This window comes from Synechococcus sp. MIT2312 (assembly GCF_059772315.1).
Genome location: NZ_CM186281.1, coordinates 2,618,479 through 2,642,078, shown reverse-complemented (window position 1 = coordinate 2,642,078; position 23,600 = coordinate 2,618,479). Strand labels below are relative to the sequence as shown.

Below are 23,600 nucleotides of genomic sequence, written 5' to 3'. Positions count from 1 at the left end.
GGATCTGAATCGCTCGCCGAAATGTACCCAGACTGACCATTTCCGACCGCAATGATCCCGAAGAGTTTCAGACACTTGCACCGTTGAGCCGATCCGGAGTCATGGTGAAGGGAAGGACAGCTCAGGAATCCCGATGGGCGCCAATCTTCGTAAGGAATCTGGACCCCGGGAGGTGTTCTGTGGGCTGACATCGATCGTCTGGCTGCATCGACGCATGCCCGATGCCTTTTTTCTGGTGGTGGGATCGCGCACCTGCGCCCATCTGATCCAGAGCGCAGCGGGCGTGATGATCTTTGCTGAGCCCAGATTCGGCACAGCCATCCTCAATGAACGAGACCTGGCAGGCCTGGCCGATGCCCACGATGAACTGGACCGTGTGGCCCGTGAGTTGCTGGCACGACGCCCCGAGATCCGCACACTTTTCCTCGTGGGGTCCTGCCCGAGCGAGGTGATCAAGCTCGATCTTGCTCGCGCCTCGGAACGCCTCAATGAGGAGTTGCAGGGAAGGGTTCGTGTGGTGAACTACTCCGGAAGCGGTATCGAGACCACATTCACAGAGGGAGAGGACGGCGCGCTGTCAGCTCTGGTGCCCTTTCTGCCGAGCACCGACAAGCGCCAGCTTCTGCTTGCGGGAACCCTGGCTGATGCGGTTGAAGACCGCCTGGTTCACCTCTTCGCCCGTCTCGGAATTGAGACTGTGTGCAGTCTTCCACCCAGGCAGTCCACGGAATTGCCGGGTGTGGGTCCAGGCACCACCGTGCTGCTCACCCAGCCCTTTCTGAGCAACACCGCACGCTTGCTGAAGGAACGGGGCGCCAAGGTGCTGAGTTCACCGTTTCCGCTCGGGGCGGAGGGCAGCCGCCGATGGATGGAGACAGCCTGCAGGGATTTCAACCTGCCTGGAGATCGAGTTGCTGCAGTGCTGGACCCTCTGGAAGAGAGAGCGCGCATGGCGCTTGAGCCCCACAGAGCGGAACTGGCTGGAAAACGCATCGTGCTGCTGCCGGAATCCCAGCTTGAGATCCCCCTTGCACGCTTTCTGCAGCGCGAGTGCGGCATGGAATTGGTAGAGGTCGGTACGCCTTATCTGAACCGCGAACAGATGGCGCCGGAACTGGAACTGCTGCCGGAGGGCACAGACGTGACGGAGGGTCAGCACGTGGAGCAGCAGCTGGACCGTGTTCGCGACCAGCATCCGGATCTTGTGGTGTGCGGGATGGGACTGGCCAACCCCTTGGAAGCGGAAGGCATCACCACCAAATGGTCGATCGAACTCGTGTTCAGCCCCATCCACGGCATTGATCAAGCCGGAGATCTGGCCGAATTGTTCTCACGACCATTGCGCAGGAGGCAGCTCATTCATCCAGCACTGCACCCACAGACCTCGCATCCTTCCATCCACGCCTGATTCCCATGCAACTGACGCTCTGGACGTACGAAGGACCACCGCATGTGGGGGCCATGCGCATCGCCGCCTCGATGCGAGGCGTGCACTACGTGCTGCATGCGCCTCAAGGTGACACCTACGCCGACCTTCTGTTCACGATGATTGAACGGCGCGGGCAGCGCCCTCCGGTGACTTACACCACCTTTCAGGCACGCGACCTGGGAGGGGACACCGCCGAACTGGTGAAGCGCACTGTGCGTGAAGCGGCGGAACGTTTCCGTCCGGATGCACTGCTGGTGGGTGAAAGCTGCACCGCTGAACTGATTCAGGATCAACCGGGCGCCCTGGCCCAGGGCATGGGACTGAGCATGCCCGTTGTGCCCCTGGAACTGCCCGCATACAGCAAAAAGGAGAACTGGGGAGCAGCGGAAACGCTCTACCAGCTTGTGCGCAATCTGCTGAAGCCCCAGGTGCCTGATCAGCCGCAACATGATCCCAAGGCCTGGATGGCCGTCGGTCGTCGACCTCGGGTCAATCTGATCGGTCCGTCCCTGCTGGGATTCCGATGCCGTGATGACGTGCTCGAAATCCAGAGACTGCTCACCGTGCATGGCATCGATGTCGGGGTGGTCGCTCCGCTTGGGGCGGAGGTCAGTGATGTCCAGCGAATCCCGCAGGCAGATCTGAATGTGTGCCTCTATCCGGAGATCGCCGAATCGAGCTGCAGCTGGCTTGAGCGGAGCTTCGGAATGCCCTTCACACGAACGGTGCCGATCGGCGTCGGTGCCACCCACGACTTCCTGGTGGAGTTGCACACGCTGCTGGGAATGGATCCACCCACAGAAGAGGAGGGGTATCGCTGTTCAAGGCTGCCCTGGTATTCGGAATCCGTGGATTCCACTTACCTCACAGGCAAGCGGGTGTTCATTTTTGGCGACGGCAGTCACGCCCTGGCGGCAGCTCGCATCTGCAGTGAGGAACTTGGATTCAAGGTGGTTGGTCTCGGCACCTACAGCCGCGAGATGGCGCGATCGGTCCGTGCGGCGGCCAAGGGGCTTGGCCTCGAAGCACTGATCAGCGATGACTATCTGGAGGTCGAGGCGGCCATGGCCGACGCCGCTCCCGAGCTGGTGCTTGGAACCCAGATGGAACGACACAGCGCCAAGCGCTTGGAAATCCCCTGTGCCGTGATCAGCACACCGATGCATGTGCAGGACGTTCCGGCTCGCAACAGCCCTCAGATGGGATGGGAAGGCGCAAATGTGATTTTCGACGCCTGGGTGCATCCGCTGATGATGGGACTTGAGGAACATCTGATCGGCATGTTCCGCCATGACTTTGAGTTCGTGGACGGACATCAGAGCCACCTGGGTCATCGCGGCGGGACCGATCCAGCCGCCGAAGACCACAGCCCTTCCACCGTGGTCATGAGCTCTGAGGAGCAAGGACCGGTGTGGACTGCCGACGGCGAGGCGGAACTGAAAAAAATCCCCTTCTTTGTGCGGGGCAAGGTGCGCCGAAACACCGAAACCTATGCACGCCAGGAGGGGCGCCTGGAGATCAGCAGCGAAACGCTCTATGACGCAAAAGCCCACTACAAGGCATGAGCAAATTCACTCATTTCTTTTAATCAATCCAAAGAAAATACATCGGTCAAGCATTTCTGAAACGAAGGATCTTTTATTTCTTGGTGAATATCAGCCGGGGTGCATGTGTTGCTGTTGAATGAGAATGATCCCTTTTGCAAAGGTCCTGCATGACCACGACCCTGACGCGACCAGCTGACGGAGAAGGCAGTGTGCAGGTCCTTCAGGACCCGTCGCTGAACATCCAGGAGGAGACCCTGGTGATTGCCGTTTACGGCAAGGGCGGGATCGGTAAATCCACCACCTCATCGAATCTTTCAGCCGCCTTCTCAAAGCTGGGTAAACGGGTGCTGCAGATCGGCTGCGACCCGAAACATGACAGCACCTTCACGCTCACCCACAAGATGGTGCCAACGGTGATTGACATCCTTGAGGAGGTGGACTTCCACAGCGAAGAGCTCCGACCCGAGGATTTCGTGTTCACTGGCTTCAACGGCGTGCAATGCGTTGAGAGTGGTGGTCCCCCCGCAGGCACTGGCTGCGGCGGCTACGTCACGGGGCAGACCGTGAAGCTCCTCAAGGAGCATCATCTGCTGGAAGACACCGATGTGGTGATTTTCGATGTGCTCGGGGATGTGGTTTGCGGGGGATTTGCTGCGCCCCTGCAGCATGCGAACTACTGCCTGATCGTGACCGCCAATGATTTCGATTCGATCTTTGCGATGAATCGGATCGTCCAGGCGATCCAGGCCAAAGCCAAGAACTACAAGGTGCGGCTCGGAGGTGTTGTCGCCAACCGATCGGCGGACACCGATCAGATCGACAAGTTCAATGAGCGCACAGGCCTGCGAACCATGGCCCACTTCAAGGATGTGGATGCCATTCGCCGCTCCCGCCTGAAGAAGTGCACCATCTTTGAGATGGACGACGACGACGAGGCAGTCCAGGCCTGTCGTCAGGAATATCTCAACCTTGCACAGAACATGCTCGACAAGGTCGAACCCCTCGAAGCCGTCTCATTGAAGGATCGTGAAATCTTCGACCTGCTTGGATTTGACTGAGCTTTAGGGTCTGCCGCCCAGCCCGACCAACCCCATCGACAGCTCCCAGACCCTGCTGGCGGTCTGGGAGTCGGTGACCTTGTCAGACAAGTCCTGGCTGAACTGCTCTCCGTTTTTCTTCTGACGGTTGCCCCAGCTCCAATGCACCCCGGATTCCGCAAAATCCGGATCAGCAACCACCTGGGCGACACGCTCACCCGCCAGCGGCTGGGAGACATAGCCACCGGTGATGTTCTTCTGAAACCAAGGAAAGATTTTTCTGAAAAGCCTCGGGGCGTTTCGGAAGAGTGAAGTGTCGGCAACACACCCTGGGTAGAGCGAGGTGAAGCTGATGCCGGTTTCACTGTGAAAGCGCCGGTGGAGTTCCTGCGTGGTGATCATGTTGCAGAGCTTGCTGTCCTTGTAGGCCTTCCCGGGCTTGAAGGACTTGCCGCTGGCCATCGATACAGGATCCTTGAAACCGGCCTCGAAACCGGAGAGATCACCGAGATTGGCAGGAGCAGGAATCGGAATTTTGCCTCCGAGCTCCTTGGAATTGGCAGTGACAGTGCCAAGAATCACCACACGGCGAGAGGGGTGTGTCGAGGCCCTGAGACGCTGCATCAGCAGCTGAATCAGCAAGAAATGACCGAAGTGATTGGTGGCCATCGAGATCTCATAACCCTGGGGTGAACGTTCTGGCTGTTTCAGCTTCGGCTTGTAGACGGCGGCGTTGCAGACCAGTGCATCGATCTGGTCAGGCAGTCCCTCCACCGCCTGGCGGACACTCTCCAGATCGCCAAGATCCATCAGCACGTGCTTCAACCGCTCAGTGGGCAGGTCCAACGCATCGGCAGCGGCGGCGGCACGCTGAGGAGAACGGTTGGCAGTGATCACAGTCCAGCCCTGTTGCACCAGAGCACGTGTGGCATTCAGGCCGACCCCGGATGTGGTTCCGGTGATCACAACAGTGCCTGGAACGGGCATCGGGGGAGCTGTGCAGATCGCTCAGTCTGCCGTTCAGACCGTGCCTAAAACGGTCTCCGGTCACGAATCTCAGCGGGCAGCTGTCAGCCCAGACCACAGACAGTCAGCGCAAAACAGTCAGCACATAACAGTCATCTCAAAACAGTCAGCGCCAAATCACGCGTAAGCGATTGGGAGCAATCCATTGCTCCTGCTCATCCATCAGACGTTCGTCCCCACCGAGTGTGAACAGGGTGTCAAAGCGGTGTTGCAGCCCTTGCAGTTTGTTGGCTTCCACATCCACCACAGCCGCCAGCTCTCCATGGCGGTCAAGCCGCTCCTGATAGGCCATCGACAAGCGCACAACACTCACCACGCCCAGAAAGATCAGACCACCCTTCACGGCAAGCGCCAGGGCACTGCACAACAGCTCTCTCCGATCATTCTGCTGCTGAAGCAAGGCCGCCAGAGAAGCGGCATCAGGTGCTGAAGAAACGGCTTTCTGCATGTCCGCTTGTAACGCGGCGTGCCGTTTGTGCCAAGAGGCCCTTGAAGCTCAGGCGCGATAGAGGCTCACGCAAAGACGGATCGCGAGGATACCGGCGTGAGCAGCCACCACAAGAGCGATGAAGATTTCGGCCTGGGTAAGGGTGCTGACCATGACGGAAGCTTGAAACCTCTGCATTCTTTCCTGAGCAGGCCTCGGGGCGCCATCATTCGCAAAGGCCTGTCACACCCGCATGGAAGCCTTGAGTCCTGATTCCCCGGTGACGATCGACGCAAAAGCGATCAGGACACTGGACCTGCAGGCTCTTTCAGCCTGGATGGATCGTCCTCTTCAGGAGCTGCTCGATGCCGGTGCTGTCCTGGAATTGAGCTACGACTGGCCCCGTGAGGTCGATGACCCAAGAGAACTGAGCGAATGTCCTGAACCTCGGCTGTGGGCCCTGCGTGCAGACGCTCGCTACCCCTGGCTGCCTTTAGTGCTGGATCGGACCGGCGGAAGCCTCGCTCAGCATGTGGCGATGTTGGTTCCCCACGATTTCAGCCCCAGTGAAGGCATCCGTTTCGACCCTCAGGCCCTGGAACTGTGGATCACCCATCGCCTGATGCTGCTGAACCAGCTGGGCAGCTCTTCGGACGTGTCCGGAGGTCAGCGCGGCAACCTCAGCCTGATGGCCGCCAGCCTTGGTTTCGAGCTGGATGGTGGTTTCTGGGAACTGCTGGATCAGTCACCATGAACCCAACCGTGCGGAACTGGGCTGGATTGCCCCTGCTGATCTTGAGCCTGTGCTCGGGGAGCTGCGGATCCGAAGCGGAACTTGTTTCGCCTGTCCATCACCCCGAGACTGCACCTCAGCAAGCCGCTCCGAAGCCTTCACCACCGGGCCAGGGTGGGCCGAGCCAGGCGTTGCTGGCCCGCCTGCAGGGCAAGGCTCTGCAACTCAGTGCCCAACGCACGGACGTTCAACGAACAGACGGACAACGCCAGTGGCTGCTGGAACTGCACCAGGGCAAAACGGTGCTGGCCAGCTGGCCTGCGGTGAGCGGAACCCCCAACAGCCAGGACCTTGACCGACGCTGGTCTCCTGGCAACGGAGCTCCTCTCCCGGCGGGTGACTACAGCTTGGGGCCCCCGGAACCCTGGGGCGATGACATCTGGATGACGCTCTCTCCCCGTTTTGACACCAGCCGCAGCGGACTGGGGATTCACCACTGCAATCCCGGCAGCGGCTGCCTCTGCCTTCCCGATCGTTCCTCACTGCTGGCTCTCACGGCCTGGATGCAAGAGGTCGACCTCAAGCGACTCAGGGTTTTGAACTGATCCCACACGGTCAATCCAACTGCAACGCCAGCTGCACAGCCCTTCTGCCGCTGTCGAACGCCAGCAACAGCGACAGCGATCTGAGCAGCCAGGCCAGGATTCCTGTATTGACCCGGTCCAAGCGGGCAGCCGTCCACTGAGCTGCGAATGCGGCAACGGCACCGAGCACCAGACCCAGCATCCACTGACCACGCCCTTCATGCAGAAACTGCAGTGAGGCGGCGCTGGCTGAGCAGGCCACCGCCAGGGTGCTGAGCCGAATCGCCTGACGAATGGGCACCGACAGGCCGCTCACCATCAATGGAACCATCAAGAGACCACCGCCAAGACCGAGCATCCCTCCCGCCAACCCAGCAACACTTCCAACGGCCGTGAGACCTTTCAACGGCAGAGGCTCATCAGCTGCAGGCCCCTGATCACTGCGATCACCTCGGATCGTGAGCGCCAGCAACAGATAGAGCAATGCCTGAAGGCTGAGAAGCTGCCAGCCTGCGGCGAGTCGACCCAGACGGCTGAACACCAGAGCTGTGGCGAAAGCCGACAGACCGATTGCCAGACCGGGCTTGAGCTGAAGCGCACGCGCGCGCCAATGGGTGTAACTGCCGCCGATCGCCGTCGGCACGATGGCAAAGGTGCTCGTTGCCAGCGCTTGGTGGGGGCTGAGCCCCATCCAGAGCAGAAGAGGCGCGAAGATCAGACCACCACCGATTCCCAGCAGACCGGCCAGAGCTCCTGCCAGGAGCCCCAATGGCACGGCCAGCAGCACATCCGCCAATGTCATCGCCGCCATGACGCTGCCAGCATCCTGCCGGTCCGAGCACTCACGCCACGGTCGCCTGCTGCCCAATCTCACGCTCAACGGCGCCGAACAGATGGCCCTGGATGCCCTGCTGCTTCAGCAGTGCTGGACAAGGGGGCACAAGCAACCGGTCCTGCGCTTCTACGTTTGGAGCAGGCCATCCCTCTCCCTGGGCAGGCATCAACGGGAGATTCCAGAGGCTTGGCGAAGCCTCGCCAGGAGAGGTGAGCTGGATCTTGTGCGCCGCCCCAGTGGTGGCGGTGCCGTGCTCCATGCCGGTGGTCTGACCTACGCACTGGTGTGGCCTGAAGCACCTCGACAGAAGCGGGAGGCTTATCTGAAGGTGAACCAGTGGCTGACCGCAGGCTTCGCAAAGCTCGGCGTCAGTCTCAATCCCGGCGTCGCTCCTGCACGGACCGGCACCGTGAACTGCTTCGCCCGTTCCACTGCGGCCGACCTTGTCGATAGGCAAGGAACCAAACGCATTGGCAGTGCCCAGTTCTGGCAGCACGGCCATCTTCTCCAGCATGGTGAAATTCCTCTCAACGCTCCGGCGGATCTCTGGCAGGCCGTGTTCGGAACCGACCCTCCGCAATGGAGGCCGGCAGCGCCCGATGCCTCGTCAGTCGAAAGAGCGCTGATTTCCAGTTTCAGCGAGGGGCTGTCGAACCACGACTGGACTGATCAGCCCCTCAGCAGCGAAGAATCCACCTTGATGCAGCAAGGGGCTGAGCGTTATCGGCTGGACGCTTCAGCGCTTTGATCATCAAGAAGCCCAGAAGCGCGCATACTGTTCACCACCTGGGCCAGAGGCATTCCGAACGGGTAGGTGTTGGAGCGGCGAGCCGCCGTGAGCATGGCCTCCGGCAGTTTCACGGATAAACCCTTGAGAACGGCTTCGCCCAGATCACTGCGATCCAGGGTTCCGTCGGGCAAACCAGCAGGGCCGAGCACCAGAAGACGCCCCTGCTCCGTGTCTTCCAGAGCAAGGACTGCCTCCCAGAGCGGTGCGGCCTGCTTGATCGAAGGCAGTCGCTCAAGCGGCTGAAGATGATCGGCGATGGTCTGACGATCCCATTGCTGAACGGGGAGGTCCTTGAGCGGCTGATCCGTGATGAAGCCGATCCATCGACCGCCTCGACAGACAAGCACCCAGTCCGGGATGCAGGGGTCGTCGCTGTCCACCGCTCCAAGGCGCAGTTTGCTGAGACTGCGCAGACTCTGATCCGCCTCCACCACGCGGAAGCGACGCGAGGTCGCCGGTCCAACGGTTTCCCGCTTCAGCACCTGTTGCAGCGCCAAGGTCTGGGTCTGACTCCGGGACGCGCTCATTCCAAACCAGCCCAGAAGCACGAGCCAGAGACCGGCGAATCCACCGCCCCTGAGCACAATCCAGAATCCGATCATCAAAGCGAGGAGAGACAGAAAGCGACCACTGGCGGTCGCCACCTGAATTCCCCGACGTTGACTGCCCGTCCACTGCCAAACAATGGATTTGAGAATCAAGCCGCCATCCAGCGGCAATCCCGGCAGCAGGTTGAACAGCGCCAGAACCAGATTGAGCCCTCCAAGCTGAGCCACAAGATTTCCCAGCAGGGGGCTGACATGTTCAGCGGAGTGAACACTGAACAGCAGCACAGCTCCAAGAATCAGACTCACCGCAGGCCCGGCTGCAGCCACCCTGAGCGAGCCCATCGCCGTGGAGCATTCTCGTTCCACCCGAGCGACTCCGCCCATCAAAAACAGCGTGATGCTGCTCACCTTCACTCCCTCGCGCAAGGCCACTAGGGAATGGCCAAGCTCATGCAGCAGCACAGACACGAACAACAGCAGCGCAGTGAGAAGCCCCATCGACCAGCTGATCCAGTCAGCACCCGCTGCGGCAGGCAGTTTGGCGACCTGCTGCTGAAAGGCCATGGTGAACAACACCAGAACAATGAACCAACTGGGATGAACTCTCAGAGGGATCCCGCCGATTCGCATCAGTTGCCAGCCATCACCCAAATGATTTTCCGGCTGGCTGGCCGGCAGTGTTAGCTCAATCCTAGAAAGGACATCTAATGCTGCTCCCCGATGGTCGATCAGGGCCTGTCTCTCAAGATTTGCGGCCTGACCGATTGCGACCAGGCCTGTGAAATCGCCGCCATGGGAGTGGATGCGATCGGCGTGATCGGAGTGCCGGATACGCCGCGTTTCGTGGAGCCGAATCAACGCAGGGCCATCTTTCAGAAACTGGCCCGGGATCATCCGGACCTGAAGCGGGTCTGGGTCGTGGCAGACCCCAGCGATGAACAGCTGGCAGCGGCACTCTCGGGAGAGGGGCAGCCCTCTGTGGTGCAGTTGCACGGAGAGGAATCGCCACAGCGATGCGCGGAGCTGCGTCGGCTGTATCCCGGCATCAAGTGGTGGAAAGCCCTACGCCTGCGTGGCGAGGAGGATCTCGACGGCATCGACGCCTATGCCGCAAGCGTGGATGCCCTGCTTCTGGATGCCTGGAGCCCGAAACAGCTGGGGGGAACGGGGCATCGCCTGGATCCCGCCTGGCTTGAGCGGATGGAGACGCGGATTGGCCGCACTCTTCCCTGGTGGCTTGCTGGAGGGATCAGCGATGAGTGGGTCCCAACACTGCTGCATCAAGTGAGCCCCTTTGGCCTGGATGCTTCAAGCCGCTTGGAGCACAGTCCGGGGGTGAAGGATCTGCGTCGTGTCAAAGCACTTGTTGAGGCGGTCAGAGGCAATTCGGACAACCGGGGATAGGTTGAAACTCCTCTCATCAACACCCATGTTCCGGGCGACGTCTCTTTGCCTCACCCTGATGGCGGCAGTCCCTTTCGAGGCCTCGGCCCAGGGCATGCTGCCTGGATGCCGGCTGGAGAACGGCAGTCTTCAGTGTGTGCCAGGGCTGACGGCCAGTCCTGAGAAGCAGATTCAGGTGCTTGATGGGCAGATCGACCAGGGGCTTCAGGAGGAAGGACACCTGCAGCAGGCGATCCAAGGACTGCAACGCTTCGTCCTGGTTGGGGAAGCCAGGGAAGGTGCGCTACTGAAAGCGGAACTGCAACTCCAGGGAGCTGACGTGGACGAACTGGATGTCCACTGGTACCGCCGCAGTGGACAAGGCAACTGGACGCTGGTGGAGTCCGGCTCCGGCCACAGCTACGAGGTCGGCCCTCAGGACCGGCAAGACAGGCTGATGGCTGTGCTGGTGGTTCGCAGGCGTGACGGCAAGATTCAACGAATCAGCAGCAATGTGATCGGCCCAATCAGAAACTGACTGGGATCGATCCTTCTCAGTGGAAAATTCGGCTCACCAACGACGTCTGACGACTAACTCATGAAGGCTTGCTGCTGACGAACAAGTTCGAAAAACTCTTGCTTAAGGCTTGGGTCGTGGCGGAAATCACCCCTGACCACCGAATTCACCATGCTGCATTGCGGTTCTTTGACGCCTCTGAGCTTCATGCAGTAATGCTCAGCCTTGATGATAATTCCCAGGCCCTGAGGCTCACAGAGTTTTTCAATTTCATCTGCGAGGATCATCACAGCCTCTTCCTGAATGTGAGGCCTTGAAAACACCCAGTCAGCTACACGACTGAATTTAGAGAGTCCAATAACACGAGAGCCAGGCTTGATTCCGATCCAGACATTTCCGATAATGGGCACGAAATGATGAGAGCAGGCCGACCGAACAGTCATTGGTCCGACGGTATAGATCTCATCTAGTTTTTTCGCATTGGGAAAACTCGTGACCTTGGGCTGCTCGTGATACCGACCCTTGAACACTTCGTTGATGTACATCCGCGATACACGCTCAGCCGTTTCGCGGGTGTTGTGATCGTTCTCAACGTCGATCACCAGCGTCTCAAGCAGATCACGCACCCTGTCGGCGACTTCGACGCCAAGTTCTATCAGCTCCCCAGGCTTGATGTACTCAGAGATGTTGTCATTCGCCAGAAAGGATCCCCCATCGCTCTTGATCCTGTCGCGAATACGGGCGGATACAGAGTTAAGGATATTGATATCTGTCTTGGATTTTTTAGACATTTTGGATTTGTTTCTGCCGGAATCCGAAAGCTCGCCGGCCTGAACGGGGATCATTGAAGTCATGTCAAACGTAGAAAGATGCTGCTGAGTAGCAATTAGTCAGTAATTCAGAAGGCGCCAGTGGAAGGCATGAGTGTCATGTCCTCAATCACCTGGGTCGACGGTTGTTTCGCAAGATGAAGAAGTGCTCCAGCTGCTTGATCTAGAGGTATCATCGCACGCCGATCGAACGAGCTGCTCACAGTCGGAGAATCCCACAACGACGAGTCCACAGAGCCAAGGGTGAGAGTGCAGGCTCTGATTCCGTTTTGGCGCTCTTCTTCGGCCAGACAACTGGTGAAGCTTGCCAGAGCGGCTTTGGAAATGCAGTATGCGCCCCAACCAGGAAAAGCGTTTCTGGCCGCATGGCTACTCACGTTGATCACCAGTCCCCCCGCTGGCCGCATCGATGGGACAACAGCTGAACAGACCTGGAAAACGCTGGTGAGGTTGAGTTGAATCAGCCAGTTCCACCGATCCAGGGGCATTTCAAGCAACTCTCCGGTCCAGGCGGCCCCCGCGTTATTGATGAGAACTGAAGGTCGGAGTCCCTGACTCAGTAGAGATTCAATGCCAGGACCAATGGCGGCGGAGTCGACCAGATCAATCGCTTGATAAACAACTCGAACTCCAGAGGCACTCAATTCCGACTGAAGAGACTGGAGCGCAGCCTCACTGCGGGAAACGAGAAGCAAATCCCAACCTGCCTCTGCAAAAGCCCGAGCAGCAGCATGACCGATTCCACGTGATGCGCCGGTGATCAGAACGGAAGGCAAGAAACACGTGCAATCAGCTTCACTTTAAGCAACGTGATCAGCCCCCGTGGAGGCTGCATCCAGAAAACGCCCCATGGCCCGGAACTTCATGTAGCGCTGATCTCTCAGGTCATCGACGGACAAAGCCAGCAGATCGTCGAGATGGCGATTCAGTGCTGCCCTCAGCGTCTCACCCGCTTCAAGGGGCGCCCAGTTGTTGCCACCAGCAGGTTCAGGCAAAACTTCGTCCACCACACCAAGGCTGAGCAGATCCTTACCGGTGATCCGCAACGCAGCCGCAGCCTCGGAAGCCTTCGCTGCATCACGCCAAAGAATCGAGGCGCAGGCTTCAGGGCTGGCCACGGTGTAAACGCTGTGCTCAAACATGATCAGCCTGTCGGCCACTCCGATCCCGAGTGCACCGCCTGAGCCACCCTCACCGATCACCGTGGCGACAATCGGAACTCGCAGGCTGAACATCTCGCGCAGGTTCACGGCAATGGCCTCACCCTGCCCCTGCTCCTCCGCCAACAGACCGGCATAAGCCCCGGGCGTATCGATGAAAGCCAGGATCGGCAGACCGAAGCGGTCGGCATGCTCCATCAGGCGCAGAGCCTTGCGATAACCACCCGGGGTGGCCATGCCGAAATTCCGCGCCACGTTTTCCTTGGTGTCACGTCCCTTCTGATGCCCGATCAGAAGAACCGATCGTTCGCCCAGCCGTCCGATCCCACCAATCAGTGCTTGGTCATCACTGCCACGGCGATCACCATGCAGTTCAACCCAGTCATCACAGAACATCTGGATGAAATCAAGGGTGCTAGGCCGATGAGGATGCCGGGCGACCTGAATTTTCTGAGCCGGGCTCAGGGAACGGAAAATCTCATCTCGACGCCGGGCTGCGAGCGTTTCTAACTGCAGCAGTTGCTGGCTGACATCGACCTCCGAATCTCTTGCCAGCTGACGGATCTGCTCGATCTGCTGCTCCAGCTCCACCAGCGGTTTCTCGAAATCAAGCAGGGGGCGGCGTGCCATTGAGGAGGGGGAAAACGACTTCAGACAACAACAGCCTGAGGCTGTCCTTGAAGATTGAGAGTGGAGAAACCGTGGCGGACCGATGCGGCTCCGATGAAATCCATCTTCTCCAGCGTGATGTTGTTACGCCCCCAGCTGAAATTGGTGTGACACTCCTCGAATTCGAGCAGCATCGCTTCAGCGAAACAGGCGAACATCTGGCGCTGAGGTTTTTCCATCTCTGCGATTTCCATCATTGTCCAGCCGATGTCACTGCCGAATTCAACAATGCCTCCCTTCAGCACATGAACGCCTTCACAGGCGACCTTGGCATCGAGATTCTTCGGATAGCCCCCGTCGATCATCAGACAGGGTTTGCGCAGCGTGGCTGAATCAATTTCAAGGGTGCGCGGCATGCTTGCGACCCAGACCACGACATCAGCCTCAGGGAGCGCCTCTTCAAGAGTGAGAATCCTTCCGCCACCCAGTTCCGACTGGAGATCCTTGAGGGGCTGCTGCTGACGCGCGACCAGCAGCAGCTCAGCAACACCCGTGCGGTTGGACAGCCAACGGCAGACAGCACTACCGATGTCTCCGGTGGCACCGACCACGGCAACCTTGGCTTTGGAGAGATTGATGCCCAGAAGAGGGGCATTGTTCTCAACCTGGCGACTGATCACCCAGGCCGTGTGGGTGTTGCCCGTGGTGAACCGCTCCCACTCCAGGGTTGTGCTGCGCACATGCTGGTGCTGGAGAAGGTTGAAGTTCTCAAAGATGATCGACGTGAAGCCGCCGAGAGCTGTGATGTTGATGCCCTTTTTCTGAGCAAGCTCCATGGCGTTGAGCACTTTGCGCCGAGCCGTTTTGAAGCGGCTCAGCATCTCAGGCACAAAGCAGGAATCAATGTAGGCACCGGAAATGGTCTTGCCGGTGGCACTCGTGACCTCAACGTTTTCCACCAGCTGTGGGGGCGCACTGCACCAGACGTCGAGATCGCCTCCGGCGATGTGATCGAATCCGAGATCAGAGGCCTTGCGCCTCGCCGCCTCAAAGCTGGTGGAGTGCCCGATCAGACCAAACATGTACTGCCGACGGTCGTACGTGTACGCATTGAACTCAAACTCACCCTGATTAGGGCTGTTCAATCATGTTCCCATGAAGGCAGTCTTAAAGGGAAACGTGCCTGTGCTTGAACCGGACCTGAACCTTCCAAACGGAGCTTAGAAGGCTCGTGTGCTCCGGGGTTCAGAGAGCTGCGGCGGCCATGCGAGCAATTTCACGCATGTTGAAGCCGATCTCGCTGAGGGCTTCCTGATAGCCGATCAGAAAATCCTCGATCAGATCTTCCTTCTCCATATGGAGAGTGGCAGCATCAGAGGCAACCTGATCGAGCATGGAACGAATCAGTGGAAGATTCTGCTTGTTGGCAGCAAACAGCTCTTCCTTACTTGCCTCAAAATTATTCTTCAACCAGATCTCTCCGTAGTTGAGGTGGAGATATTCGTCCTTGACGACACCCTCAGTAATCTTGCGAGCAAAGGGGTCAGCAACTGGGATGTAAATGTGATACGCGGAAATAGCGAAAGCTTCAATCAGAAGTGCCTGGATCAATAGACAGGTGACGACTTTGTCTTCTTTGAGAGCTTTCTGAAAGTTCTGATGAAGAGGCCCAAAGAACTCTTTTGCGAACGGCATGTCTGCCGTCACACCAAGATTGCGACCGCAAGAGGTGAAGCCCTTCATATGCTTCATTTCCATCTTCGCCAGCTTGGCGAGCTCGTCTTTGTTTTCTGGGATCAACGTTCCCAGGGCCATGTAGTTGTCGTAAGCCTCCTGCTCCCCTTCGATCACGATCGCATTGATGCGGCTATAGGCGTCCTTGTAGGCCTCAGTGGTGAAGTCAGGCAATTGCTCTGCCGATGCATCCCGCTCGTCAAGGACGGCGACCTCGGGGCTGACGGGAGTCGGCATAAATCTTTCCGTGACGTTCAACGCGGTTGAGTGTAACCAGTGTTGCCGAAATTGGATGTTCGGTTGATGGAGTTCAGATACGTCGCTGATCTCCGCAAGGAGGCCAACTGGATGCCATCAGGCTTGTGAAGAGTCGATCCCAATGCGCCACAAGCGCAGTCTCCAACTGGCTTCCAAGCCTCGCGTCCGCACCTCGGCTATCCCCGACAACACCGGAGCGGCTGAGGTCGGCGGTGAACCAGGCGAGGGGTGCTGGACCTTCAAGGCTCCAACCTTCGGGAGGAGTGGCTGCCGCCTTCTCGCTGACGTGGTCACCGTCGAGGGGCCTCTGTTCGCCGACCAGACAGGGCTCAAGCGCCAGCATCAGACTGGTCTCAGCCAGCCCCGCATGCAATCCATTCGCCAGCTCATCAGCGGGCACGAGGGACTTGAGTTCTGAAACTCCACTCCAGAGAAAACAGGGAAGAACAGCCATTGAAAGGGTTTCAGCTGCCAGCTCTCGGGCAGCTGTTTGCAATAGACCGATCTGACCGCCATGGGCGTTGAACAACACCAAGCGCTTCACACCCTGGGCCGCAAGCTGCTGACCAACTTCCTTGATGAGTCGAATCAGCAGCTCAGAACTAAGACTGAGTGTTCCCGGAAAGCCGCGATGTTCAGGTGAAAGACCGATCGCCTGAGTCGGCAGAGCCCAGATCGGCATCTCTTCGGGAAGCCCTTCCAGCACGCGATCCAGGATGCGTTGAGCGAACAGCGCATCCGTGAGCAGCGGGAGCTGCGGACCATGCTGCTCGAAAGCGCCGAATGGCCAGACAAGGGTTGAACCGCTCCGCTGCAGCGCCAGAGAGGCCTCCGGCCAAGGCATGCAGCCCAGCCGCCTGGAGTTTTGTCCACCGTCGACGCTCATCCTGAATTAAGCCTCCTGCTGTCAGACTGTCCAGCCAAGGACAATGGGTCCCATGGCCGGAACAGAACGTCAGAATTCCAGACTGGATGGTGGCAAAGGTGCTGCAGCTTCGCCGCAGCCGCCACGAAAACCGCTTCAGGTGATGCATATCAGCAAGCGGGAAGAGCAGGATCGCCTGCGCAAAGAAGCGGACGAGGCCCGTGCCGCCGCGGATGCGGCGGCGATGCGTGCCGCACAGCTCGAGCAGGTCGCACTTGCCGCGGAAGGTGGGCAGTCGCTTGCTCCCAGCCCCCCTGCGCCTCCCAGAGGTCCACAACAATCTGCCCCTCCATCGCGCGATGCCGACGACGATGACCTGGCTGGCATGACCATGGCCGATCTCCTCGGCCCTGCTGATTCAGGACGCAAACAGACCGATGCGTCCACTGAATCAGCAAGCGCAGCAAGCCGCAGTGTCGACGACTTTGATTTCGATGAGGATGCCTTCCTTGCAGCACTCGATGCCAATGAGCCTGTAGGCACAACCGGTGAGGTGGTCACCGGCACCGTGATCGCCATGGAAAGTGATGGCGTCTATGTCGACATCGGCGGCAAGGCTCCCGGCTTCATGCCCAAAAGCGAATGTGGGCTTGGGGTCATCACCAACCTGAAGGAACGCTTTCCCAAGGGGCTCGAGATTGAGGTGCTGGTCACCCGTGAACAGAACGCCGATGGCATGGTCACCATCAGCTGCCGGGCCTTAGCCCTGCGCAAAAGCTGGGACAAGGTCAAGCAGCTCGCCAAGGACGGCAAGGTGACTCAGGTCAAGATCACCGGTTTCAATCGAGGGGGTGTCACCTGCGACCTCGAAGGGCTGAGGGGTTTCATTCCCAGATCTCAGCTTCAGGAAGGCGAAAACCACGAAGCACTCGTTGGCAAGACACTTGGCGTCGCTTTCCTGGAGGTCAACTCCGAGACCCGCAAGCTTGTCCTGTCTGAAAAGCGTGCTGCAACGGCTGCCCGTTTCCAAGAGCTTGAGGTGGGGCAGTTGGTGGAAGGTCAGGTGGCCTCCATCAAGCCCTATGGACTGTTCATCGATCTGGGAGGTGTCAGTGGACTGCTGCATCAGTCAGTGATCACAGGAGGCAGTCTGCGCTCACTGCGCGAAGTCTTCGGACAGGGCGACACAGTGAAGGCTCTGATCACCGAACTCGATCCTGGTCGCGGCCGGATCGGACTCAACACTGCCCTCCTGGAGGGGCAGCCCGGGGAACTCCTCGTCGACAAGGACACCGTCATGGCCGAGGCTGCCGATCGAGCCAACAGAGCCCGTAACGTCCTCAGGCAGCAGGAACAGTCAGCTGGATGATCACAGCTTCCATGTCTGCCGGTGACGCCGGCCCCCAGTCCCGGACCGAGCGTCAGGCTGACTGGGAGCTGGATTTCTATTCAAGGCCCATCCTGGAAAAAGATGGGAAGAAGCGCTGGGAGCTGCTGATCATCAGCACCCCGGAGATCAACGGCAACGATTGCTTCCGCTTTGAGAAGCTCTGTCCGGCAAGCGAGGTGAATTCCACCTGGCTGGCCGCTGCCCTGCGCGAAGCCTTGGCTGAAGCTGAAGACAAGGGTTGGAAGCCACCGCAGAGACTGCGCGCCTGGCGCAGTGCCATGAGAACAATGGTGCAGCGTGCGGCAGCAGAGCTGCTGCTGGAAGTGGTGTCGAGCAGGCGCACCTATGCCCTGCTCGACTGGCTTGATGAACGAGAGCGGACGCTGTACCCACTGGAAGAGGGCTTCATGGCAGGCCCCCTTGCCCTGCCGCCTTCCCCTGTTGAGACCCCGCCTTTGCCCTTGCCCGAAGCCGTGCGGGGCGACGCCTGGACCTGGGCTGGGCTGCCGGTGGGCAGCTTGAAGGATGCGAACGATTGGCCGCTTGGCTTCAACGGTCTGCTGCCTGTCCCCCCCTCGCTCGAGGCCAATCTCGAAGTTCCCGGCCTGCGTCTGTTCAGTCGCACCAGAGCCCTGGCCCTCGCCGGCTGGCTCGGAGGACTAGAACCCGTGCGACTGCGGGTGAGCTCCCGCCAGCTGATCCTTGACGCTGGTCAGGATGACTCCTGGCTGGTCAGTGATCTGAGCCAACAGGAAGCCAAACAGATCGCGGCCGCGCTGGAGGCGTCCTGCCTCAACCTGCATGGTTTTCAGTTCATCGCTGTGCAGAGCGCTCCTGACAGTGAGCGGTTCGAAGGCTTCTGGATGCTGAGGGATCAGCCGCAACCATGAGCTCCGCTCAGGGAGCAAACCCAGGCGCTGAGATGGGGGATCCTCTCGCTCAGCCCGACAGCCACTTCAACACCCTGCCGGGCTGGACCTGGGTGGGCTGTTATGGCGGTTACTACCTCACAGCGGATCAACTGGATGAAGCTGGCTTTGAGCATGGGTTCTTCACCCGCCGCTGGCAGGGTCGTGGTCCCGACGAGCTGGCTGCCTACCTGTCCTGCGGTGTCTCCGTACATCGCCCCCAGCAGGTCCATGGGAACGTCGTGCTTGAGGCCTCCGCTGCGGCAGCAGCACCATGGCCCGATGCCGACGGCCTGGTGAGCGATCGCGGAGGGCAGAGCCTCTGGGTCTGTGGAGCCGACTGCACCCCGGTTCTGCTTGCGGACCCCGAAAGCGGGCATGTTGCCGCCTGCCATACCGGCTGGCGAGGCGTGGCCAGCCGTATCCTGCCCGCAGCCATCTCCAGGCTTGAGCAACGAGGCGCCTGCAGAGAACGGCTGATCGTCGCTCTCGGACCAGCGGTCAGTGGTGAGCGCTATCAAGTGGAGCATTCCGTGGCCCTTCAGGTGGGTGAGGCATTGGCAGCCGAACCCAGATCACTGGAGGAGCTGCAGAGGCAAGCCGTGATTCTTCCCGATCCCGAGCAAGGCCACTGCCGTTTGGATATCCGACAAGCCGCCGTGGAGCAACTGAATGCCGAAGGCATTGACCGCACCAGGATCAGCACATGTCCGCTCTGCACGGTTGCTGAGTCCAGCCTGTTTCACTCCTGGCGGCGGGATCAGGTGAAGGCGGTTCAGTGGAGTGGCATCGTCGGGCAAGCTGCGATCTGAACTCCGCCGGCATCAGTTCGATGTCGGGGCAAGCAGACGCAATGCAACCGCTTCAGCGGCACGGATGCCATCGATCGCAGCCGAAAGGATCCCGCCCGCATAACCGGCACCCTCGCCGGCAGGCGTGAGACCGAGCACATTGAGTGACTCCAGCCGATCATCACGAGAGATGCGCAGCGGCGAAGAGGTGCGGGTCTCGACCCCCGTCAGCACAGCATCGGGGTGGTCGTAACCGGAGATTTTCCGGCTGAAGGCCGGCAGAGCCTCCCTCAGGGCCAGCACCATCGGTTGCGGCAGAAGCTCGGCAAGGTCTGAGGGTTGGACCCCAGGTTGATAGGAAGGCCGAACCGATCCGAGAGACGTGGATGGCCTTCCGGCCACAAAGTCCTCCTGTCGCTGCACCGGGGCGCTGTAGTCCTGACCGCCGAGCTGGAAAGCGAGGGATTCGAGTTCACGCTGGAACACCAAGCCCGCGAGTGGATCCCCGGGCCAGCGCTCATGGGCTTCCAGATCTGCATCCGACACAGGGATCACCAGCCCGCTGTTGGCGTTGCGTTCATTGCGGGAATGCTGGCTCATGCCGTTGGTCACAACACGACCTGGTTCGGAGGTCGCACCCACCACAAACCCACCGGGGCACATGCAGAAGCTGTAAACGCAGCGACCATTGGCAGCGTGATGCACCAGCTTGTATTCAGCGGATCCGAGCAAGGGATGGCCGGCGGCATCTCCCCAGCGGGCGTTGTCGATCAGCGACTGCGGATGCTCGATCCGAAGACCAATCGCGAAGGGCTTCCGCTCCATGGCAACACCGATCCGATCCAACATCGCGAAGGTGTCCCTCGCGGAATGTCCAGGAGCCAGAACCACATGACTGCAGTCAAGACGGCTGCCATCGGCCAGTTGCAGACCGGTGATCCGCATCGGCTTGCCGTCACTGGCATGGGTGGGTTCCAGCAAAAGATGTTCCACGCGGGAAGCGAAGCGGACCTCACCTCCCAGAGCCTCAATCTGAGCGCGCAACCCTCTCACCACTGTCGCCAGCTTGAAGGTGCCGATATGAGGTCGGTGACGGGTGAGAATGTCGCGATTGGCGCCACATTTCACCAGTTCCTCCAGCACTTTGCGGCCGTAGTGAACGGGATCGCTGACCTGGCTGTAGAGCTTGCCATCGGAAAAGGTTCCAGCACCCCCTTCGCCGAACTGCACGTTGGATTCGGGCTTGAACGTCGATTGACGACGCCAGAATCCGAACGTGTCGCGGCTTCTCTGCTTCACCGCCTGTCCGCGCTCCAGCAACAGCGGGCGAAATCCCATCTGCGCGAGCAGCAGTGCTGCGAAGTAACCACAGGGTCCTGCCCCTATCACCACAGGCCGCGCCCCTGACCCATCAACTGCACTGGAAGGAGCATGGGCAACAAAGCGATAGGACTCATCAGGACTGCGACGAATGCGCCGGTCAGCCGAACGTCGACGCAGCAATGCTTTCTCGCCCCGCACCTGAACATCCACGCTGTAGATGATCCGGATTCGATCCCGTCGACGGGCATCAATGCTCTGCTTCACCAACTGATGGGAGATCAGTTGGTCGCGAGACACCCGCAGGCAACGCAGAACAGCCTGCTCAAGGTCATCCTCCGTATGGTCCAGCTCCAGTCGAAGCTCGCTCAGGCGCAGCACGAGCTTTCTCCTCTCCCGACCCCTGGTACAAACCCTACCGAGCGGGGATCAGAACGATTGTTCGCACCCCTAGGGGGACGGCTCTGTTGAATCGTCCTTGGGCTCAGCTTCGGGGCTGCCACCCTGGATCGCGAGCGACAGCAGCCCGGCAAACAGCAGCAGACCACCGATGCCGATGGCAAGAGAGCGGTTGCCAGACGCGGCGTCACCCCAGATGGCCGTGCTCAAGAAAGCTGAGCCAAGCAACACACAGGGCACCATGACAATTCCTGAGGCAATGCGGTTGCGTGCCATCTCAGGCTCCGGGACAGGTGACCTGGGCCAGACCTTCACTCACCAGCGCAGCTCCCAGATCAAGGTCATCTCCGATCGGAGTGACCCTGGCCAGCAGAACACCGTCTGCACTGCCCTCCGGCCGCAGATTCACCCGCCGGCGACGGGGAAGGGCACGACGCATCCAATCCTGCGCCTGCTGCTCATCCTCGGGATCCACCTGTACACAAGCCAGCTGCACGCTGTAATTGCGATTGCGGTCACCAACCTGAAGAAGCGTTGCCGAGCGCACCTGCAGAACCTCGGCGGCAGACGCCTGGGAAGGCAGCACGAGCAACAGCATCAGGCTGAAGACGGCTGCAATAAGAATGCCGACTCTCACTGGCCTCCTGGATCAGAGGACGAACGTCCGGAATCCTGGAGAGCCAACTCAGGATGGGTCGGCAGACCCACCATCTGGGCATTGCTGCAACCGGGTGGAACCATCGGATAGCAATTCTCTCCCCGACGAACATGCACATCCACCAGGGTTGGATGCGGGGAGGCGAACGCTTCAGCGAGTCGGGTGTGAAGATCATTGCGCTCAACGATCTTCATCCCCTCCACGCCAAACGCTTTGGCCAGAGCTTCAAAGTCCGGCATCCCGCCCAGCATGTCCGAAGCGGAATACCGCTCTTCGTAGAAACTCTCCTGCCACTGACGAACCATTCCCTGCCAGTGATTGTTCACAATCACCACCTTCACCGGAAGCCTGTATTGCGCGAGGGTTCCCAGCTCCTGGATGTTCATCAGCACACTGGCATCTCCAGCAATGCACACCACCTGGCGATCAGGGCAGGCGACCTGGGCACCCAGAGCGGCAGGCATCCCGTACCCCATCGTCCCCAGTCCGGCGCTGCTGATCCAGCCACGAGGACCATTGCGCAGGTACTGAGCAGCCCACATCTGATGCTGTCCCACATCGGTCGTGACGATGGCGCCGGGGGCCAGGTCACGAACAGCCATCAAGACTTCCTGGGGGTAGATGGGCCCTTCCTGAGGCGGAATCGAGAGGGGGTACAGCTGTTTCCATTCACGGATTCTCTCCAACCAGACGCTGGTCTGCGGTTCGGGTGAACGGCGCAGACTCAGGTCCACCAGTGCGGCAAGGCTGATTCCGACATCGCCGAGAACGGCGACATCAGGGCGCCTGTTCTTGCCGATCTCAGCCGGATCGATCTCGAAATGAATCACCCGGGCATGCGGGGCAAAGGTGTCGAGCTTGCCGGTCACCCGATCATCAAAGCGAGCACCGACAGCAATCAGAAGATCGCAATCGGTGACAGCAAAGTTGGCGTAAGCCGTGCCATGCATGCCCAGCATGCCCAGCGCCAGTGGGTGGTTCTCGTCGAAGGCGCCCTTGCCCATCAGTGTTGTGGTGACGGGGATCTGGTAGCGCTCTGAGATCACGGCAATGCTGTCGTGAGCGGATGAGGCGATGGCGCCGCCCCCGACGTAAAGGAGGGGGCGCTGGGCTTCGGCGATCAGATCAAGCGCTGCCTCGATCGACTGGGAATCAGGCGCTGGAGTGGAGCCGAACCCGGCAGGGACAACGGATCCCGGCTGAACAGGGATGTAATCAAACTCCTCCTGACCGACATCCTTGGGGATGTCAATCAGAACGGGACCGGGTCGACCCGAAGCCGCGATGTGGAAGGCCTGCGCAACCACCGAGCCGAGATCTGCGGGGTCTCGCACAACCCATGAATGTTTCACGATCGGCAAGGTGATGCCGAAGATGTCGGTTTCCTGGAAGGCATCGGTTCCAATCGCCGTTCTCGGAACCTGACCGGTGATCACCACCATCGGCACAGAATCCATCTGGGCGGTGGCGATCCCCGTGACCAGGTTGGTGGCCCCAGGCCCGGACGTGCCGAAGCACACACCGACTCGGCCGGTCGCACGCGCATAAGCATCAGCAGCATGGGTTCCGCCTTGCTCGTGACGCACAAGGAAGTGACGCAACCACCCTTCGCTCTCCGCAATATGCAGAGCGTCGTAAATCGGAAGAATGGCTCCGCCCGGGTAGCCAAAAATCGTATCCACACCGTGCAGGCGCAGTGCATCCATCAAGGCCTGGGCTCCGCTCATCCGGCGGCTGCCATCACTGCTGGACGCTGTGTCGGCCGTGGGAGCGGAGATCAGCGTCACTGTGTCGTCACGGGGAACTGACCCTCAAGATTAAG

The 23,600-nt window shown here is 59.7% G+C and carries 26 protein-coding genes; 11 read left to right on the top strand and 15 right to left on the bottom strand.

Annotated elements, in window-relative coordinates; genetic code table 11:
- Positions 1–133 precede the first annotated feature (133 nt).
- From AC6EI9_RS14520 to bchL, 3 genes are all read left to right on the top strand, one after another.
- On the top strand, positions 134–1,408 hold the full coding sequence (locus AC6EI9_RS14520) for a ferredoxin:protochlorophyllide reductase (ATP-dependent) subunit N (protein WP_498468412.1): 1,275 nt from the start codon (positions 134–136) through the stop codon (positions 1,406–1,408).
- 5 nt (positions 1,409–1,413) lie between these two features.
- Positions 1,414–2,994: a ferredoxin:protochlorophyllide reductase (ATP-dependent) subunit B gene (locus AC6EI9_RS14515; RefSeq protein ID WP_498468411.1), complete on the top strand. Its 1,581-nt coding sequence runs from the start codon at positions 1,414–1,416 to the stop codon at positions 2,992–2,994.
- Between the two features lie 149 nt (positions 2,995–3,143).
- The gene (gene bchL / locus AC6EI9_RS14510; RefSeq protein ID WP_067092925.1) at positions 3,144–4,034 is read left to right on the top strand and encodes a ferredoxin:protochlorophyllide reductase (ATP-dependent) iron-sulfur ATP-binding protein; all 891 of its coding nucleotides are present in this window, start codon (positions 3,144–3,146) and stop codon (positions 4,032–4,034) included.
- 3 nt (positions 4,035–4,037) lie between these two features.
- Here the strand turns inward: bchL and AC6EI9_RS14505 are convergent, their stop codons facing one another.
- The 3 genes from AC6EI9_RS14505 to psaM all read right to left on the bottom strand — a co-directional run bounded on the left by AC6EI9_RS14505 (position 4,038) and on the right by psaM (position 5,640).
- Positions 4,038–5,000: a protochlorophyllide reductase gene (locus tag AC6EI9_RS14505; protein WP_498468410.1), complete on the bottom strand. Its 963-nt coding sequence runs from the start codon at positions 4,998–5,000 to the stop codon at positions 4,038–4,040.
- A gap of 145 nt (positions 5,001–5,145) precedes the next feature.
- Positions 5,146–5,487 (bottom strand): hypothetical protein, encoded by a 342-nt coding sequence (locus AC6EI9_RS14500; RefSeq protein WP_498468408.1) that lies wholly within the window; start codon positions 5,485–5,487, stop codon positions 5,146–5,148.
- Positions 5,488–5,535: 48 nt separating this feature from the next.
- Positions 5,536–5,640 carry a photosystem I reaction center subunit XII gene (gene psaM, locus AC6EI9_RS14495; protein WP_067092922.1) on the bottom strand — a complete coding sequence of 35 codons (105 nt, stop codon included), beginning with the start codon at positions 5,638–5,640 and terminating at the stop codon, positions 5,536–5,538.
- Positions 5,641–5,719: 79 nt separating this feature from the next.
- On the opposite strand from psaM, the gene AC6EI9_RS14490 reads away from it, so the two are divergent.
- Both AC6EI9_RS14490 and AC6EI9_RS14485 read left to right on the top strand, forming a co-directional pair.
- A complete protein-coding gene (locus AC6EI9_RS14490) occupies positions 5,720–6,220 on the top strand; it encodes a CRR6 family NdhI maturation factor (RefSeq protein WP_498468407.1) in 501 nt (166 codons plus the stop codon).
- Complete coding sequence (locus tag AC6EI9_RS14485; RefSeq protein WP_498468406.1) at positions 6,217–6,804, top strand: hypothetical protein; 588 nt, start codon at positions 6,217–6,219, stop codon at positions 6,802–6,804. The genes AC6EI9_RS14490 and AC6EI9_RS14485 overlap by 4 nt, the downstream gene beginning before the upstream one ends.
- Before the next feature lie 10 nt (positions 6,805–6,814).
- Here the strand turns inward: AC6EI9_RS14485 and AC6EI9_RS14480 are convergent, their stop codons facing one another.
- Positions 6,815–7,585, bottom strand: coding sequence for a TSUP family transporter (locus AC6EI9_RS14480; RefSeq protein WP_498470101.1), 771 nt, complete (start codon positions 7,583–7,585; stop codon positions 6,815–6,817).
- A 7-nt stretch (positions 7,586–7,592) separates the two neighbouring features.
- On the opposite strand from AC6EI9_RS14480, the gene AC6EI9_RS14475 reads away from it, so the two are divergent.
- Positions 7,593–8,366 (top strand): lipoate--protein ligase family protein, encoded by a 774-nt coding sequence (locus tag AC6EI9_RS14475; RefSeq protein ID WP_498468405.1) that lies wholly within the window; start codon positions 7,593–7,595, stop codon positions 8,364–8,366.
- Here AC6EI9_RS14475 and AC6EI9_RS14470 read toward each other — a convergent pair.
- Positions 8,339–9,607, bottom strand: a complete 1,269-nt coding sequence (locus AC6EI9_RS14470; protein WP_498468404.1) for a site-2 protease family protein — start codon at positions 9,605–9,607, stop codon at positions 8,339–8,341. The two genes, AC6EI9_RS14475 and AC6EI9_RS14470, sit on opposite strands and share 28 nt — an antisense overlap.
- Positions 9,608–9,676: 69 nt before the next feature.
- Here AC6EI9_RS14470 and AC6EI9_RS14465 point away from each other — a divergent pair, with 69 nt between their 5' ends.
- Together AC6EI9_RS14465 and AC6EI9_RS14460 are read left to right on the top strand one after the other, a co-directional pair.
- The gene (locus AC6EI9_RS14465; RefSeq protein WP_498468403.1) at positions 9,677–10,360 is read left to right on the top strand and encodes a phosphoribosylanthranilate isomerase; all 684 of its coding nucleotides are present in this window, start codon (positions 9,677–9,679) and stop codon (positions 10,358–10,360) included.
- 25 nt (positions 10,361–10,385) lie between these two features.
- A complete protein-coding gene (locus AC6EI9_RS14460; RefSeq protein WP_498468402.1) occupies positions 10,386–10,877 on the top strand; it encodes a hypothetical protein in 492 nt (163 codons plus the stop codon).
- Between the two features lie 53 nt (positions 10,878–10,930).
- Here AC6EI9_RS14460 and folE read toward each other — a convergent pair whose 3' ends face one another.
- From folE to AC6EI9_RS14430, 6 genes are all read right to left on the bottom strand, one after another.
- Positions 10,931–11,710, bottom strand: coding sequence for a GTP cyclohydrolase I (folE, locus tag AC6EI9_RS14455; protein WP_498468401.1), 780 nt, complete (start codon positions 11,708–11,710; stop codon positions 10,931–10,933).
- Positions 11,711–11,754: 44 nt separating this feature from the next.
- Positions 11,755–12,462, bottom strand: a complete 708-nt coding sequence (locus AC6EI9_RS14450) for an SDR family oxidoreductase (protein WP_498468400.1) — start codon at positions 12,460–12,462, stop codon at positions 11,755–11,757.
- A 24-nt stretch (positions 12,463–12,486) separates the two neighbouring features.
- Entirely contained in the window at positions 12,487–13,476 is a 990-nt protein-coding gene (locus AC6EI9_RS14445; protein WP_498468399.1) for an acetyl-CoA carboxylase carboxyltransferase subunit alpha, read from the bottom strand.
- Positions 13,477–13,496: 20 nt separating this feature from the next.
- On the bottom strand, positions 13,497–14,537 hold the full coding sequence (locus AC6EI9_RS14440; RefSeq protein WP_498470100.1) for a long-chain acyl-[acyl-carrier-protein] reductase: 1,041 nt from the start codon (positions 14,535–14,537) through the stop codon (positions 13,497–13,499).
- 163 nt (positions 14,538–14,700) lie between these two features.
- Positions 14,701–15,426 (bottom strand): aldehyde oxygenase (deformylating), encoded by a 726-nt coding sequence (locus AC6EI9_RS14435; protein WP_498468398.1) that lies wholly within the window; start codon positions 15,424–15,426, stop codon positions 14,701–14,703.
- Between the two features lie 73 nt (positions 15,427–15,499).
- The gene (locus AC6EI9_RS14430) at positions 15,500–16,333 is read right to left on the bottom strand and encodes a creatininase family protein (RefSeq protein ID WP_498468397.1); all 834 of its coding nucleotides are present in this window, start codon (positions 16,331–16,333) and stop codon (positions 15,500–15,502) included.
- Between the two features lie 52 nt (positions 16,334–16,385).
- On the opposite strand from AC6EI9_RS14430, the gene AC6EI9_RS14425 reads away from it, so the two are divergent.
- Genes AC6EI9_RS14425 through pgeF form a run of 3 tightly spaced genes read left to right on the top strand, consistent with a single transcriptional unit; the run spans position 16,386 to position 19,422 of the window.
- Positions 16,386–17,681, top strand: coding sequence for a S1 RNA-binding domain-containing protein (locus AC6EI9_RS14425; RefSeq protein ID WP_498468396.1), 1,296 nt, complete (start codon positions 16,386–16,388; stop codon positions 17,679–17,681).
- Positions 17,678–18,592: a Tab2 family RNA-binding protein gene (locus tag AC6EI9_RS14420; RefSeq protein WP_498468395.1), complete on the top strand. Its 915-nt coding sequence runs from the start codon at positions 17,678–17,680 to the stop codon at positions 18,590–18,592. Before AC6EI9_RS14425 ends, AC6EI9_RS14420 begins: the two co-directional genes overlap by 4 nt.
- Positions 18,589–19,422, top strand: a complete 834-nt coding sequence (gene pgeF / locus AC6EI9_RS14415; RefSeq protein WP_498468393.1) for a peptidoglycan editing factor PgeF — start codon at positions 18,589–18,591, stop codon at positions 19,420–19,422. Before AC6EI9_RS14420 ends, pgeF begins: the two co-directional genes overlap by 4 nt.
- Before the next feature lie 12 nt (positions 19,423–19,434).
- Here the strand turns inward: pgeF and AC6EI9_RS14410 are convergent, their stop codons facing one another.
- The 4 genes from AC6EI9_RS14410 to ilvB form a co-directional block, all read right to left on the bottom strand.
- Positions 19,435–21,102 (bottom strand): NAD(P)/FAD-dependent oxidoreductase, encoded by a 1,668-nt coding sequence (locus tag AC6EI9_RS14410; protein ID WP_498468392.1) that lies wholly within the window; start codon positions 21,100–21,102, stop codon positions 19,435–19,437.
- Positions 21,103–21,171: 69 nt separating this feature from the next.
- Positions 21,172–21,396 carry a GIVxVP protein gene (locus AC6EI9_RS14405; protein ID WP_498468391.1) on the bottom strand — a complete coding sequence of 75 codons (225 nt, stop codon included), beginning with the start codon at positions 21,394–21,396 and terminating at the stop codon, positions 21,172–21,174.
- Position 21,397: 1 nt separating this feature from the next.
- Complete coding sequence (locus tag AC6EI9_RS14400) at positions 21,398–21,718, bottom strand: nuclease (RefSeq protein WP_498468390.1); 321 nt, start codon at positions 21,716–21,718, stop codon at positions 21,398–21,400.
- A 35-nt stretch (positions 21,719–21,753) separates the two neighbouring features.
- The gene (ilvB, locus tag AC6EI9_RS14395; protein WP_498468389.1) at positions 21,754–23,565 is read right to left on the bottom strand and encodes a biosynthetic-type acetolactate synthase large subunit; all 1,812 of its coding nucleotides are present in this window, start codon (positions 23,563–23,565) and stop codon (positions 21,754–21,756) included.
- Positions 23,566–23,600 lie beyond the last annotated feature (35 nt).

Excerpts from the sequence above, each read along its gene's own strand:
- AC6EI9_RS14520 (WP_498468412.1), top strand. The coding sequence starts at position 134 with ATGGGCGCCAATCTTCGTAAGGAATCTGGACCCCGGGAGGTGTTCTGT.
- AC6EI9_RS14515 (WP_498468411.1), top strand. The coding sequence starts at position 1,414 with ATGCAACTGACGCTCTGGACGTACGAAGGACCACCGCATGTGGGGGCC.
- bchL (WP_067092925.1), top strand. The coding sequence starts at position 3,144 with ATGACCACGACCCTGACGCGACCAGCTGACGGAGAAGGCAGTGTGCAG.
- AC6EI9_RS14505 (WP_498468410.1), bottom strand. The coding sequence starts at position 5,000 with ATGCCCGTTCCAGGCACTGTTGTGATCACCGGAACCACATCCGGGGTC.
- AC6EI9_RS14500 (WP_498468408.1), bottom strand. The coding sequence starts at position 5,487 with ATGCAGAAAGCCGTTTCTTCAGCACCTGATGCCGCTTCTCTGGCGGCC.
- psaM (WP_067092922.1), bottom strand. The coding sequence starts at position 5,640 with ATGGTCAGCACCCTTACCCAGGCCGAAATCTTCATCGCTCTTGTGGTG.
- AC6EI9_RS14490 (WP_498468407.1), top strand. The coding sequence starts at position 5,720 with ATGGAAGCCTTGAGTCCTGATTCCCCGGTGACGATCGACGCAAAAGCG.
- AC6EI9_RS14485 (WP_498468406.1), top strand. The coding sequence starts at position 6,217 with ATGAACCCAACCGTGCGGAACTGGGCTGGATTGCCCCTGCTGATCTTG.
- AC6EI9_RS14480 (WP_498470101.1), bottom strand. The coding sequence starts at position 7,585 with ATGACATTGGCGGATGTGCTGCTGGCCGTGCCATTGGGGCTCCTGGCA.
- AC6EI9_RS14475 (WP_498468405.1), top strand. The coding sequence starts at position 7,593 with ATGACGCTGCCAGCATCCTGCCGGTCCGAGCACTCACGCCACGGTCGC.
- AC6EI9_RS14465 (WP_498468403.1), top strand. The coding sequence starts at position 9,677 with ATGGTCGATCAGGGCCTGTCTCTCAAGATTTGCGGCCTGACCGATTGC.
- AC6EI9_RS14460 (WP_498468402.1), top strand. The coding sequence starts at position 10,386 with ATGTTCCGGGCGACGTCTCTTTGCCTCACCCTGATGGCGGCAGTCCCT.
- folE (WP_498468401.1), bottom strand. The coding sequence starts at position 11,710 with ATGACTTCAATGATCCCCGTTCAGGCCGGCGAGCTTTCGGATTCCGGC.
- AC6EI9_RS14445 (WP_498468399.1), bottom strand. The coding sequence starts at position 13,476 with ATGGCACGCCGCCCCCTGCTTGATTTCGAGAAACCGCTGGTGGAGCTG.
- AC6EI9_RS14440 (WP_498470100.1), bottom strand. The coding sequence starts at position 14,537 with ATGTTTGGTCTGATCGGGCACTCCACCAGCTTTGAGGCGGCGAGGCGC.
- AC6EI9_RS14435 (WP_498468398.1), bottom strand. The coding sequence starts at position 15,426 with ATGCCGACTCCCGTCAGCCCCGAGGTCGCCGTCCTTGACGAGCGGGAT.
- AC6EI9_RS14430 (WP_498468397.1), bottom strand. The coding sequence starts at position 16,333 with ATGAGCGTCGACGGTGGACAAAACTCCAGGCGGCTGGGCTGCATGCCT.
- AC6EI9_RS14425 (WP_498468396.1), top strand. The coding sequence starts at position 16,386 with ATGGCCGGAACAGAACGTCAGAATTCCAGACTGGATGGTGGCAAAGGT.
- AC6EI9_RS14420 (WP_498468395.1), top strand. The coding sequence starts at position 17,678 with ATGATCACAGCTTCCATGTCTGCCGGTGACGCCGGCCCCCAGTCCCGG.
- pgeF (WP_498468393.1), top strand. The coding sequence starts at position 18,589 with ATGAGCTCCGCTCAGGGAGCAAACCCAGGCGCTGAGATGGGGGATCCT.
- AC6EI9_RS14405 (WP_498468391.1), bottom strand. The coding sequence starts at position 21,396 with ATGGCACGCAACCGCATTGCCTCAGGAATTGTCATGGTGCCCTGTGTG.
- AC6EI9_RS14400 (WP_498468390.1), bottom strand. The coding sequence starts at position 21,718 with ATGCTGTTGCTCGTGCTGCCTTCCCAGGCGTCTGCCGCCGAGGTTCTG.